The sequence below is a fragment of the Alkaliphilus oremlandii OhILAs genome (assembly GCF_000018325.1).
Lineage (GTDB): Bacteria > Bacillota > Clostridia > Peptostreptococcales > Natronincolaceae > Alkaliphilus_B > Alkaliphilus_B oremlandii.
Window position 1 is genome coordinate 2,016,278 of sequence record NC_009922.1, and the last position, 11,507, is coordinate 2,027,784.

Annotated in this window: 19 protein-coding genes; 1 reads left to right on the plus strand and 18 read right to left on the minus strand. The window is 33.4% G+C overall.

Annotation, left to right across the window (positions count from 1 at the left end; genetic code table 11):
* Window positions 1-140: 140 nt before the first annotated feature.
* On the minus strand, window positions 141-251 hold the full coding sequence (locus CLOS_RS16205; protein ID WP_242649567.1) for a putative holin-like toxin: 111 nt from the start codon (window positions 249-251) through the stop codon (window positions 141-143).
* A 287-nt stretch (window positions 252-538) separates the two neighbouring features.
* On the opposite strand from CLOS_RS16205, the gene CLOS_RS09890 reads away from it, so the two are divergent.
* On the plus strand, window positions 539-799 hold the full coding sequence (locus CLOS_RS09890; protein ID WP_041719215.1) for a hypothetical protein: 261 nt from the start codon (window positions 539-541) through the stop codon (window positions 797-799).
* Here the strand turns inward: CLOS_RS09890 and CLOS_RS09895 are convergent.
* From CLOS_RS09895 to CLOS_RS15625, 17 genes are all read right to left on the minus strand, one after another.
* The gene (locus CLOS_RS09895) at window positions 771-977 is read right to left on the minus strand and encodes a hypothetical protein (protein ID WP_012159752.1); all 207 of its coding nucleotides are present in this window, start codon (window positions 975-977) and stop codon (window positions 771-773) included. The genes CLOS_RS09890 and CLOS_RS09895 overlap by 29 nt on opposite strands.
* Window positions 978-1,019: 42 nt before the next feature.
* Window positions 1,020-1,706: an SAF domain-containing protein gene (locus CLOS_RS09900; RefSeq protein ID WP_012159753.1), complete on the minus strand. Its 687-nt coding sequence runs from the start codon at window positions 1,704-1,706 to the stop codon at window positions 1,020-1,022.
* A 33-nt stretch (window positions 1,707-1,739) separates the two neighbouring features.
* Window positions 1,740-2,255, minus strand: a complete 516-nt coding sequence (locus CLOS_RS09905; RefSeq protein ID WP_041719217.1) for a hypothetical protein — start codon at window positions 2,253-2,255, stop codon at window positions 1,740-1,742.
* 8 nt (window positions 2,256-2,263) lie between these two features.
* On the minus strand, window positions 2,264-2,644 hold the full coding sequence (locus CLOS_RS09910; RefSeq protein WP_012159755.1) for a hypothetical protein: 381 nt from the start codon (window positions 2,642-2,644) through the stop codon (window positions 2,264-2,266).
* Window positions 2,645-2,673: 29 nt separating this feature from the next.
* Window positions 2,674-2,895: a hypothetical protein gene (locus CLOS_RS09915; RefSeq protein ID WP_012159756.1), complete on the minus strand. Its 222-nt coding sequence runs from the start codon at window positions 2,893-2,895 to the stop codon at window positions 2,674-2,676.
* A 48-nt stretch (window positions 2,896-2,943) separates the two neighbouring features.
* Window positions 2,944-3,789 carry a hypothetical protein gene (locus CLOS_RS09920; RefSeq protein ID WP_012159757.1) on the minus strand — a complete coding sequence of 282 codons (846 nt, stop codon included), beginning with the start codon at window positions 3,787-3,789 and terminating at the stop codon, window positions 2,944-2,946.
* A 6-nt stretch (window positions 3,790-3,795) separates the two neighbouring features.
* Window positions 3,796-4,671 carry a hypothetical protein gene (locus CLOS_RS09925; protein ID WP_198006279.1) on the minus strand — a complete coding sequence of 292 codons (876 nt, stop codon included), beginning with the start codon at window positions 4,669-4,671 and terminating at the stop codon, window positions 3,796-3,798.
* A complete protein-coding gene (locus CLOS_RS09930) occupies window positions 4,631-5,983 on the minus strand; it encodes an ATPase, T2SS/T4P/T4SS family (RefSeq protein WP_012159759.1) in 1,353 nt (450 codons plus the stop codon). The genes CLOS_RS09925 and CLOS_RS09930 overlap by 41 nt, the downstream gene beginning before the upstream one ends.
* A complete protein-coding gene (locus tag CLOS_RS09935) occupies window positions 5,980-7,242 on the minus strand; it encodes an AAA family ATPase (protein ID WP_012159760.1) in 1,263 nt (420 codons plus the stop codon). The genes CLOS_RS09930 and CLOS_RS09935 overlap by 4 nt, the downstream gene beginning before the upstream one ends.
* Window positions 7,226-7,570, minus strand: a complete 345-nt coding sequence (locus CLOS_RS09940) for a hypothetical protein (RefSeq protein WP_012159761.1) — start codon at window positions 7,568-7,570, stop codon at window positions 7,226-7,228. Before CLOS_RS09940 ends, CLOS_RS09935 begins: the two co-directional genes overlap by 17 nt.
* Before the next feature lie 5 nt (window positions 7,571-7,575).
* Window positions 7,576-7,788 carry a hypothetical protein gene (locus CLOS_RS09945; RefSeq protein WP_041719221.1) on the minus strand — a complete coding sequence of 71 codons (213 nt, stop codon included), beginning with the start codon at window positions 7,786-7,788 and terminating at the stop codon, window positions 7,576-7,578.
* 16 nt (window positions 7,789-7,804) lie between these two features.
* Entirely contained in the window at window positions 7,805-8,644 is an 840-nt protein-coding gene (locus CLOS_RS09950) for a conjugal transfer protein TrbL family protein (protein WP_012159762.1), read from the minus strand.
* A 110-nt stretch (window positions 8,645-8,754) separates the two neighbouring features.
* Window positions 8,755-9,084 (minus strand): hypothetical protein, encoded by a 330-nt coding sequence (locus CLOS_RS09955; RefSeq protein WP_012159763.1) that lies wholly within the window; start codon window positions 9,082-9,084, stop codon window positions 8,755-8,757.
* Between the two features lie 17 nt (window positions 9,085-9,101).
* Window positions 9,102-10,574 (minus strand): VirD4-like conjugal transfer protein, CD1115 family, encoded by a 1,473-nt coding sequence (locus CLOS_RS09960; RefSeq protein ID WP_012159764.1) that lies wholly within the window; start codon window positions 10,572-10,574, stop codon window positions 9,102-9,104.
* Between the two features lie 15 nt (window positions 10,575-10,589).
* Window positions 10,590-11,036, minus strand: a complete 447-nt coding sequence (locus tag CLOS_RS16210) for a hypothetical protein (RefSeq protein WP_012159765.1) — start codon at window positions 11,034-11,036, stop codon at window positions 10,590-10,592.
* A 17-nt stretch (window positions 11,037-11,053) separates the two neighbouring features.
* Entirely contained in the window at window positions 11,054-11,263 is a 210-nt protein-coding gene (locus CLOS_RS16080) for a hypothetical protein (protein WP_083757153.1), read from the minus strand.
* 19 nt (window positions 11,264-11,282) lie between these two features.
* Window positions 11,283-11,492, minus strand: coding sequence for an aspartyl-phosphate phosphatase Spo0E family protein (locus CLOS_RS15625; RefSeq protein WP_083757154.1), 210 nt, complete (start codon window positions 11,490-11,492; stop codon window positions 11,283-11,285).
* Window positions 11,493-11,507: the final 15 nt, after the last annotated feature.

An 11,507-nucleotide genomic window follows, 5' to 3' on the forward strand; every position in this document is an offset into this window, starting at 1 on the left:
AAGTATACTAAAATAAAGTAAATGTGTTTACTTTAAACAATATTGTGGTATAATAATAAAAAAGGTAATCGGATTCGCTAATGCGATTGCCACTCAGCGATTAAACTTCTTTAATCACTCTGCATGGGCGTGCAGGGTGATTATTTTTTTCCTTTGTTGTTATCCTTTGTTAGGTTAACAATTAAGGAGATTAGCGATATTAATAACATTCCAAACGTAATCATTAATGATATTGCTTGATATGTATCCATCGCACCACCTCCTTTCATCTGAAAGTAAGGTGGCAATCACACCTGCTTTTTCCAATTACCTTTTAAATAGTTTATCATTAAAAATGTATATATTCAATATTTAAAACCATTACAAGTCTTCTTTAAAATCCTATTACTTACTTCATTTTCTAACATTACTTCATTTCTAGAATCATACTTCCAGTTATTCAGTGACCTAGTAAGTTCAAATAACTCTTTCATTAGCGCTCTCATATTACAAAAATCATATTTTCGTGATAAAATATTGGCAAAAGGAGGTGAATACTATGATTGAATTTCGTATAAGATCTACTTCTATTGAAATTCTAGAATTTTTAATTTTACGTGCTATAGAAACTGGTTCTTTCAAAATATCCTTCACCAATGAAGAAATTCTTCAAAAAATAAATAATTTAGACTTAGAAAAATTGAGCCTATGTTTAAGTTATTTATATGATTCTGAATTATTAAATTTCGAACGTAAAGGTCCAAACGATAGTAGATTTGTTAAAATTACTTCTAAAGCTGTTGATATGATTGAGTCTTAGAATCATTAATACTAGCACTTATATTTACGGCTGTGGGATTAATAGTTAGCGTAATCTCTGGATGTTCTTTATACACATTTGAATTCATATCTAGCTTAACACTTTCTACACCTTCTATTATCTGTCCATTATTTTTAACTATTAATCCTTCTTCTTCTCTGTATTCTATTGTTAGCATATTTTTTCCTCCCTTTTTATCTAAAATACTAGCAATTAACAATTACTCGTTAATACGATACATCTCATCTTCTAAAGAATTATATTCCCAATCCTTCGGTGGTCTAGTAAGTTCAAATAACCCCTTCATTTTATAGCTTGCTATTTCGAGCATTTCTTCTTCTGTTTCTACTGCCATTATGACTACTTTAGGAAGCCCTTCACTATTCGGATGAATTGCTTTTCCTGTGGTATCAACTAACCCTGTAACCTTCACTTTATTAATAGGATATTTTTCATTGGTAATTGGATCTGCAAATAAAAGGGCGTAGTACTCATCTATTTTTATCTGTGATCCTAAAAAGTCCGATATTTCCTTTACCTCAATTCCGATCTCCCACATAGCTTCAACATCTTCTCTTATTTCTCCTCTTACTGTAGTCTTATTTATAAGAGCAAATTCATCCTTGCTTACATCTACAGTTAGCTCCCTATCCACCAGCTCTTTCTTATTCCTGATGGCATCAGCAGGAACCATAGAAATTGGTGTATCCTTCATCTTGATATCAGATTCTCTTAAAACCATTCCTCTAATTAAATTATCAGCAAAATATGCAATACTCTCTGTTGGTTCTGGCTGTGAAGCTTTTTTCATCTGATCAAAGGTATATGCAGTTATGATCATGGCCAATACCAAGCAGCATGCTCCTATTCTTAATAATCTGCTATTTAACTTTGCTTTCATACGCATCTTGTCCCTCCTTCTAAAGAATCTGTAGTCTATTTATATAAATGAATCTATATCTACAAATACAGTTTTCTTTGCATATAGAAATCCTACACCTTTTATATCCATTGGAATCTGAGCAGTTATTTGAATCGTTGTTCTCGTAATAAGGGTCCCATTGCTTGCAGCTACAGGTAGCTCATCCGGATTAAATACTCTGATCTCATCTATAATCACTGGGTTTGATTTATTTGTAATATAGCTATCTTCTTTAGGGATATAATCTTCGTCTAACTTTAAATTTTCACGAATATATTCTCTTACAATACGCTCTGCCCTTACTTTATCCAGATATATTTCTCTGGTAGCAGCATCATCGATTCCTTCTATCCTTTCCGATAATCTTTCTAAATCTAGTTCTCCAAAGCCAGCCCACCCAGCTCCTATTAATGAGTTTTCTACTCTATTTCCCAAAGCTATGATTGAGTTAATCTCTATAAAAAATATGGTAAGTAAAAACATCATCAGAATAATGATTGTGGCCATAGCAATATAAATCCACGACTTTCCCATGTTCATACCTACCTTTCTAAAGTCATGATTCTAGTTTTATTTTCATATACAACCCTCACCGTATTCTCTTTCTTTTCAATATCCCCATTAGTGGTTTTGAATGTATAATCGGCTTCTACTCTAAGTACTGCTTCACTATTCCAGGATAATTTTGTAGGTGCAAGGATATTCACATTTGTAAAGCCTCTCTCCTCCAATTCTAATATTAAATTATCTCTATTAGCTGCATTTAACCCTCCTTCAGCTTGTATGATTGCAAGGTATCGATTACATACATTATCAAATTTCAGTCTTTGGAAAAAAGGTAGGGAATACTCAATATTCCCTACCGCAAACATAAATAAAAAAATCACTACTAAAGTGAGTATTACTAATTGGCCCACAGACATTTTTTTCTCTCCTTATATAAAAAGCTATTTTAAGATGAAAACAATGTGGTTAGCTTATTTTCTACAAAATTAGCAAAGAGATCCCAAATATTAGCTATAAAAGTTCTAATTGGTGTATTTAAAAGTATTAGAGCAATCAGTATAATGGCAGATACAACGATACCTGCAACAATACCATTTCCATCTTCACTTTTTAAAATCCTTACTACTCTTTTTTTAATACCCTTTACTTTAAATATAATTTCGTTCATATCTATTCCTCCCAGTTTGTATTGTTATCTTTCATTGAATAAAAAAATTTACCTGAACATTAGATTTAAACTTCTAAGTGCCTCTGCAAAGAGTGGTACTGTTAGAAGTAAAATATAACAGGTAAATAACATTAATGACGCTACGATTAACTTTGTACGCTTGTACTGCCTCTTTATTTTTCTTCTGAGTCGTTTATTTCTTTTCATCATTTGGGATTGTGCTTTATGGTTTTCTGCAACACTACCAGTTTCTTGCCGCTGTTGTAGAATAAAACTAAAGGATTGCAGCTCTACAACATCAGAAACTTTTCTCAAATTCTCAAGAGAATCCTCTACAGACTTTTTAATCTTAGGTGCAGCTGCCAAATATTCCAAAGGTTCTTTTAATGGGTCCTTAGCTATTTCAGCAGCATAAGTGAGTATAATATCTTCAGATGTACCTATTTTATTTTGAAAATACATTACATCTTGAATATTACAAAGCTCTAATCTAATTTTGTTTTTTCTGTCCTTAGCTTTTTTAATGATTGCTGCATTTAAAACTGCCACAATAATTAACATCGCCGGTATAAGACCTTGAGATGCTTCATAAAATCCCAGCTGAAGCAATCCATACAAAATAATTAATAAAACGAGTAGATGTAGAAAGATATAGCTTTCTACATAAAGCATATAACCTGACTCTTTTAAATAATTATCCATATGTCGATATAGCTTTCCTTCTGAGTTTAATTTAATTTTCTTAAGCTTAATTTTTCTACTTTTATAATAGGCTCTATCCATACTTCTCTGATCCTTCGGCCTTGTTTTAAAATAGAAAAACACTAGCAACAATCCAAAAGTTATCAGTACCATAAAAACAACTTTATTGATTTTTATTACATCTATATCCATCACCTCCTAAGCCTGTAGTTTATCCATGGACTGGATTACGATATATATGGATATGATAATATCCAATGCAAAGACGATCTGTCCCCAAACTGGCTCTAATATGGAATACCGATAGCTGGAGTTAATTAAAAAATAGATTACCGTAAAGTTTAACATGAGCAGAAAATACAGTCCCATATTTAAAATGGAATCCTCTGTATTTTCTTCATCTTCATCATCATTCTGCTGCGATATTTCTTCTATAAAGGCATCTATTAACCCTATAATATTTCCACCATGAATATAGCATATTTTTAGATTCTCAATGAAAAGCTTAAGCTCCGATATTTCTAGCTTATCCTTTAAGTTTTCTAAGCACTGAACAGGATTGATCTTATATTTATGCTCGTGGACCATTATGTCTATATAGCTCCTAAGGGGCTCCGATACATATGCTGAAGTTTTACTAAAACAATCAAAGATATCTTTGCTTTTATTTGCTATAAAGAAATTCTTTAATATGATAAGGAAATCCACCGATATTCTTTTGATCTTATAAGAGAAAATATCCGCTATAATTTGCAGCATTAAAAAAGGCATTGTGCTTAACCCAATACCAAATATAAACGCTACGATAAAGTTGATATATTGCTTCATATATGCTGTTCCCAAAAATAATAATAAAGAGCATATCAATAAATGGGACCATACAGAATACGGTATATAAATTCTGATGTTAGATTTTTGTATCAGCTTTTCAATATAATCCAATTTACCATCAAAATACCTATTTTTAAGGTTTACTCTATTTCTTTTGGCTCTCTTCCTAGTCCCTATGTTCAAAACTCTTTTGATTTCTATATTAGTGATGATTAAAAGTAACCCCATAAAGACTAGCAACATTGTCAGCATTATAAGCATCTAAATCACCTTCTTTCAAAAGGTCACTTTGAATTAATTTCGTAATTAAATCTTCCGATTCTATAAAGCCTGCTTTAATAGGTTTTCCCTCTATAAACGTAGCTTCCCTCCTATCAACTTTAAATTTCCATAAATAGTTGTATTTCTCCTCAGCCTCTGAGTTAATTTCAACAATTTCAGCAATCGTAAAGCTATCTAGATATACAATAATATTAACGCTTTCATATAGTATATCTAGAAGTACTTCATCAGACAGGTTGGTTCCCGACATTTTCATATTGATCATCATCTTTCGTAATGTCTTTTTTGCAGAGCCTGCATGTGCTGTATTGAAAGTTTGATTGCCAGCAAAAGCTCCATTAAAGAATGTCATCGCCTCCCCTTCTCTGATTTCTCCATAGACATAGGCATCTATACTCATTAAGAGTCCCATATCTGATATTTCCCTTATACCGTAGATCTGCCCATGTTCATTTCTTTTTACTAAAGTATGAATGGCATTTGGATGCTTTAAAAAAAGCTCAGGATGTTCCTCCATGACCAGTATCCTGGTCTCCTTATTTAATTCTTCAAGAATCGCCCGCATTAGTGTAGTTTTACCAGCACCACCTTTACCAACAAACATCATATTGGCTCCTGCCCTAGCATACCTTACTAAGGTCTTCCCCTGCTCTTCCGACAGCATACCAATATCTACGAGCTCTTTCATTGAATATGCATCATCCCTATGCTTTCTAAATATAATGGTGGGACTTAACGTAGTTACAGGAGATATGCCGCAGATGATCCTCAGCTTGTTCTCTTTATCCTCAAACTTGACCAATGCCTTATTCTCATTAATTTCACCTTTTAAATTTGCTTGGATGGTAGTTTGGATATAAGAAAGTAGATTTTCATTACTTCCAAAGCTCACACTCACTCTCTCCATCTTATTTCCGCATTTTATCCAAACATTATCGGGACCATTTATATAAGCATTATTAAAGTCCGGTAAATCAATATATTTCTGCATAATACCATAGCCTAGAATGTGATCCATGACTTCTCTAACTAAATCCTGTCGATTTACTTCCGCTACTTTATAATTTTTATTTGCGATGATCTTTAAAACGACTTTCTCCAACGCTGACTTCGGCGATTTAGAAAGCGTAATATCAGCAATTAGATCCTTATGGCTTTTTACTACTTCATCAGCAATCCTAGAGATTACATCGTATATGGATATGAAGACCTGCTCATCGGATTGCCTATTTTGTCGTTGAAAAGAACGCTCCTCTATTCTATTTACAATCATTCCTCTTCCTCCAGTACATCTAGCCATTTTCTTTTATTTCGATGAAACAATCGCTCTTTAAGAGATACCTCTTTCTCTGCATTTAATCCAATGCATTGCAGAATAGGGATATATTCATTCATTACTCTTTTATTGTTAAAAGCATTCCCTATTCTATAATCCTTATGTTCAGATACATAGCCTATTACTTGCCCTTTTAATTTCGCTTCGATCTCTATAAAGGTTAGATCTTCTCCTGAATATTTATTAATTACAAAGAAAAACTTTCTTATATCGAAGTCGTTATACTTCTCAAAGAAAGTTATGTATCGATTCGCTTCTTCAAGGTCAAATAGGTTGCCGTAAATAGGAGCAATTACTTTATCCGCTTTAATAAGGGATTCATTTGTCGGGTATATATCGTACCAGGAGTGCGTGTCAATAATCACATAGTCATATAAGAATTTTAGCTTTTCTAATACCTGGTTAATATAGGATGGAAATGAATCATCATTAGCCAAAGTATAGTATTCATTAATATCGTAGAATCCCGCTAATATATCTAAATTTTTCTGCTCCTTGCTTGTCGTCAAAAAACCTTCTAGCTTTTCATTGGTCAATGTGCCTCTTTCCAGTGCATTAAAAACATTTACCAACGTATTTTCAAATTCTCTATTAAATATCTTCTTGAAACTTGGCTTAAGTGGGTTAAAATCAACTAAACAAACCCTGCAATTTTGTGTTTTAGCAATGGACATCGCTAGATGTGCAGCTATTATAGAAGACCCTTGACTTAGTGGCGAGTATACTGCAATTACTTCTTTGAACATACTCTTTACCACCTGGACCTGTTTATATTCTATTCTTGCTTTTGAAAACATTTTAAAATCAAATTCTAAAGGGTATTTCTTAACATTCTTCTCTATCTTCTTTTTAGTGACCTCATTAAACCTTATAAAGCTATATACGTTTTCATTGATAAGTCTAGTGATCAGCTTTCGCTCCTTTGAGCTTTCCATCTCTTCTAATAAAATAATGATCCTTATTCCCTTATCCTTTGCTTTCCCTGCGATTCGAACTAATGTATTTCCTTCTTCATCATCCAACAGTCTATTGATGATTAAAATATCAGCGCTTACAATATCTAAAACATCGTAAATAATATGAATATTATCTTCATAATCAATTACGTTAATATTGGCTGCATTAATAGCAGCTTCAGCCTTAGGATCGATTCTCCCTATACTTAAAAGTACTTTATCTTTATTTCTGTTTTTCAATCTCTTCCCCCCACTCTGGTAAATATTTATATGGATAATACTTTTGACCCTTTGAAAATCGAATCATGAATTTAATTTGATCGTAGATCGATACATTGGATTGATCTTTTTGAGTTGCCATTACACTAGCTGTAATTGACGCAAGCATCATTACAACAAACACTAGAGCATTTCTAACGATTAAAAGTATTAGAGTATTAATCACTGTCAATATGAAGCATATAACCAATGCTCTAATCATTTCTTTTTTACCAAATCCCGTGAAAATCTCGTTTTCAACTTTAAGCCCTTGAGGTATATACAAGCCTTTTTTGCTACTATCGCTCATAAGTATCAGCCTCCAAAATAATACATCGCCATCTCTTTTATTTGAAAAATACTTTCTGATAAAATATGAAAAACCAAGGTGTTTTTCATTCTTTTATTATAGACACCAGCCTCTTCTTCATTGCCCATTTTTCGGAAAAAACAAAATGCTATTCTTAACCCTGCGCCTATTCTAATCAACCATATAAATAAATTTGAAATCTCATCTATGGTGCTCATGGATATTTTCTACCTCCTATCCTCTAAAAAGGGACCTTGTAATCTGCGCCATTCTAGCAGTAGAATAAATGCCATTCATACCGCCACCACCGCTGGATACAATGATGAACTCCTGTAAAAACCTTGGTGTCTTTACTGCTAGAATCATTGCTGCAATCCCAAAATAAGCGGTATAGTCTTGCATATTCCAATTGCGCATCAATGCCAACCCCAGCTTTGCTAGTACAACCTGTATCAGCACAGTAAAAAATTCTTGAATGAACTTTTGAATATACGTTTTAAAAACACCTTTATCGGCATCCATGAGCCCAGTAGCTGCCAAAGGAATCCCTGTTCTAAGGACTAATATCTCTAATCCTCTCACAACAAATTGGATGTTCAAATATATAAATACAACAGTGAAGATTGAATATAATATGATTGGCGCAATTCCAATAGTCATCAGATCATTCAGCATACCAAGGCTGCTATTTTCTATATTTAAACCGATTGCATTCAACACTTCTGTAGTTGCATTTTCTACTATTTTTGCAACCACTTCATAAATCACTGGAAATCCTATGGCAAGGGTCATGGCTCTAAAAAAATTTGTAAGAAGTATGATCGGATCGGCATCTGCATCGCCATCCACCCAAAGGATATAAATATCAAATCCTTTCTTTAAAAATTTTAATACAATCAAAGAGATTCCATAGCCTAAGAATATATCAAATAAGAAATTGAATCCTCCAATTCCGAAATCTGCGATATACTTCTCTGCATATAGCGCCAAATGTACAATATTTTCGATCCAATAACTATTTGCCAAGAATCCTATAATGAAAGCAGCTAGGAGCCCTATAAATAAGGCTGTCATTCTATCACTTCCTTTTTAATTTAGAATGAGATAAAAAAATTTATATACCTTAGCTTTCTTTTATCTCGTTGTCCCCCATATCTTACTTTTCTCTTTTTTGCTTATATGCTTTAAGCAAAGTATCCAATAATTAAATTGATTGCAGCAGATGAAACTACAACTCCTACAACAGAATAGATGGCAGTATTAATTCTTTTCTGCCATGTTTTTTGATCCATTTCATCTGCAGCAGCTTTTCTGAGGAAAAAATACCCGATCAGTAACCCTCCAAGTATAGGTGCCAGCACCATTAGAACAACCGTAGCATCTTTCACTAGGTTTTCAAATCCTTTGGCTATCTTACTGTTTTGTAGATTACTTGCAAATACAAAAGCATTTTGAAATAACATATAAAATATGATTGTAAGCATTGATATTGTTTTTTTATAAAGTCTCTTCATTGATTTAATTCCTCCCTTTAATATTCACCATATATGTGCCAGATGCCCCAAAGGTCCATATCATTATCTATTGATTTAGCCTTTCTAGCCAGCTCTCTTCTTTCTCTCAACAACCTGTTATGCTCCTCATCTCCTAGACCCAACATCTTATTAAAATGCCATTGACTCAGATCCGGAGCATGCATCATTGCCGGGCGATTTCTTGACATCACTAAGGAATATGGCCTAGCAATCAGCTTTACTTCATCATAAGTAAGTAGCGCTCTTGCCGTAAGATTGATACTATGTGAGCTGCTCGGTGTTGAATATCTTTGATGTGAAGCACTTTGAGAATAACTGCTCGTAGTGTAGTTCCCTAATCTTTTCGATATTTCTTGCAACGTTTCATCATCATCGGTCTGTAGATAGATCCAGTTCTCACAATTTCCTTTTATTGTCCTGGCCACTTCCTTTCCATACTTTTCTTCAAGTTGTGAAAAACCTTGTAAAAATAAATTAAAACGGATTCCCCTACCTCCCCCAACAGTAAGCTTTGCTGAAAAATCTGGGATCAAAGTAAAGTTTCCAAATTCGTCCAATATAAAATTAACTCTATTTTCTAATCTTCCTCCTCTTGAATCCGCTAACTGGACCAGCTGCTCATAATGCTGAGAAACTAATAAACTTGCTAGGCTGTAATATGTGGTCTTCTCGTCCGGTAGTATGATAAAGACTGCCATCTTCTTACGACCTAGACTCTTGGGATTATAAGTGCTCTTAGAAGTCATCGTATTGATTAATGGATTTGTAAACAGCCTTAATGTTGTTAATGCTGCTGTAAAGAAACTTCCTTTCGTCTTACTTGGTGCTACCTCTGATATAGCTAAAAGCCCTTTAGAAGGATGACTATCTTCTAAGCTTTTTACATATTCAACGATGGGCATGGTTTTACCAACAGGTTTACACATTTCAGCTATAAAAAAATAAACGTTCGTCATATTCTGAAAACGTTTACTCTCTTTGTCCCTATTATCATAAACAACACTCATAATACTACTTGCTATGATGGATGCCTCTCCATCCCGCCATATTCTCTCGCCCTTTGCCTCACCCACCAATGCCGCTGTAATATCCCAAGTGGCATCGATGGCTGCTGCTATATCATTCTTATCTACTGCATCTATTACGGGTTGGAGAAAGTTATATTCGTGACTCTTTAAAGGATTTTTAAAGTCTACTGCAAAGACTTCATATCCCAGCTTTCTTAAAAATGGCTCTGTATAATTATATAGTTCTCCTTTAGGATCACTTAGTATCATACTTTCTCCCGCTAATCCTAAAGTACATATGGTAGGAATTACGATAGTTCTCGTTTTTCCGCAACGGGTAGATCCTATGGTGATACTGTGGACATCCTCTTTAATGGTATAGATTTTTTCTTTCTTTCCCAAGTCTGTTTTTCCAATGACAATACCTCCTCTTTTTAAAATAGAATTATGATCAACATTCATGCATAGTCCACCTCCCTAAAATTTACTTTCTTCATCCTTACTCGATTTAACCAAGGATTCTATTAACTTATCATTTTTATTTAAAGTATAGCTTTCAAACACCTGGTCTTTTTCCTCTTCCGTAAGCCATCGAGCAGAACCATGTTGATTTTGCCCTGCTACAGCTGGTGTATATATTAATGGCGTTACTTTAATAAGCTTACTCTGGTATGCTCTATCGTTAGAAAAATAAAACCCTGCACTTGCTAACATACTAAATGCTAAGAAACATAAAAAGAGCTTTAAATGCCGATCACTAGACATTAAGCTCTCTATACATTCCTTTAACTTTGGAATACCTAAACCTACAATTTCTCTAGAAAGTATCTTATGAAGTAATGTTGATAAAAATATACTAGAAACAACTCCAACGATAAATATGAGTGTTGAAATTATAAGTCTAATTTTCTTTTGCTTACTCATGTTCAATACACGCCCTTCTATATTCTTTTTACTTCATAATAATCCATTTCTATATCTATTTTTAAAAAACATTCTCTATATCCATGTTCACTTTCAAATAGATAAAATCGCTCATAAGTATCAATAAGAGTACCGCAAAATTTACTCTCATTGCTTTTAGAGCCATTCCTCCGAATCATATATTTTTTGCCTTTTTTGAATCTATTGGTCTTGATCATGCTATCCATATAAAAGTAATTTATATCATCACCTTCTTTTGCAATTTTTCTTGGATGATTTATACGCATCCAACCTTTTTCTACTTTCTAAAACTATTAAATGATCTAGCTGCTGACTTAATGCTACAATCTCATCACTAGTTAGACTTTCTGAATCTGCAATTGCTGAATTCAGCTTGTTTTTTAAATTTTGTATTTCTTTATGTAGCTCTATATGAATCACCTCCCACAAAAACAAAAAGACCTAAATGAT

What these genes read in the sequence shown, in the direction of transcription:
- CLOS_RS16205 (WP_242649567.1), bottom strand. Translation starts at nt 251, where the DNA reads ATGGATACATATCAAGCAATATCATTAATGATTACGTTTGGAATGTTA.
- CLOS_RS09890 (WP_041719215.1), top strand. Translation starts at nt 539, where the DNA reads ATGATTGAATTTCGTATAAGATCTACTTCTATTGAAATTCTAGAATTT.
- CLOS_RS09895 (WP_012159752.1), bottom strand. Translation starts at nt 977, where the DNA reads ATGCTAACAATAGAATACAGAGAAGAAGAAGGATTAATAGTTAAAAAT.
- CLOS_RS09900 (WP_012159753.1), bottom strand. Translation starts at nt 1,706, where the DNA reads ATGCGTATGAAAGCAAAGTTAAATAGCAGATTATTAAGAATAGGAGCA.
- CLOS_RS09905 (WP_041719217.1), bottom strand. Translation starts at nt 2,255, where the DNA reads ATGGGAAAGTCGTGGATTTATATTGCTATGGCCACAATCATTATTCTG.
- CLOS_RS09910 (WP_012159755.1), bottom strand. Translation starts at nt 2,644, where the DNA reads ATGTCTGTGGGCCAATTAGTAATACTCACTTTAGTAGTGATTTTTTTA.
- CLOS_RS09915 (WP_012159756.1), bottom strand. Translation starts at nt 2,895, where the DNA reads ATGAACGAAATTATATTTAAAGTAAAGGGTATTAAAAAAAGAGTAGTA.
- CLOS_RS09920 (WP_012159757.1), bottom strand. Translation starts at nt 3,789, where the DNA reads ATGGATATAGATGTAATAAAAATCAATAAAGTTGTTTTTATGGTACTG.
- CLOS_RS09925 (WP_198006279.1), bottom strand. Translation starts at nt 4,671, where the DNA reads ATGTTGCTAGTCTTTATGGGGTTACTTTTAATCATCACTAATATAGAA.
- CLOS_RS09930 (WP_012159759.1), bottom strand. Translation starts at nt 5,983, where the DNA reads ATGATTGTAAATAGAATAGAGGAGCGTTCTTTTCAACGACAAAATAGG.
- CLOS_RS09940 (WP_012159761.1), bottom strand. Translation starts at nt 7,570, where the DNA reads ATGAGCGATAGTAGCAAAAAAGGCTTGTATATACCTCAAGGGCTTAAA.
- CLOS_RS09945 (WP_041719221.1), bottom strand. Translation starts at nt 7,788, where the DNA reads ATGAGCACCATAGATGAGATTTCAAATTTATTTATATGGTTGATTAGA.
- CLOS_RS09950 (WP_012159762.1), bottom strand. Translation starts at nt 8,644, where the DNA reads ATGACAGCCTTATTTATAGGGCTCCTAGCTGCTTTCATTATAGGATTC.
- CLOS_RS09955 (WP_012159763.1), bottom strand. Translation starts at nt 9,084, where the DNA reads ATGAAGAGACTTTATAAAAAAACAATATCAATGCTTACAATCATATTT.
- CLOS_RS09960 (WP_012159764.1), bottom strand. Translation starts at nt 10,574, where the DNA reads ATGAATGTTGATCATAATTCTATTTTAAAAAGAGGAGGTATTGTCATT.
- CLOS_RS16210 (WP_012159765.1), bottom strand. Translation starts at nt 11,036, where the DNA reads ATGAGTAAGCAAAAGAAAATTAGACTTATAATTTCAACACTCATATTT.
- CLOS_RS16080 (WP_083757153.1), bottom strand. Translation starts at nt 11,263, where the DNA reads ATGGATAGCATGATCAAGACCAATAGATTCAAAAAAGGCAAAAAATAT.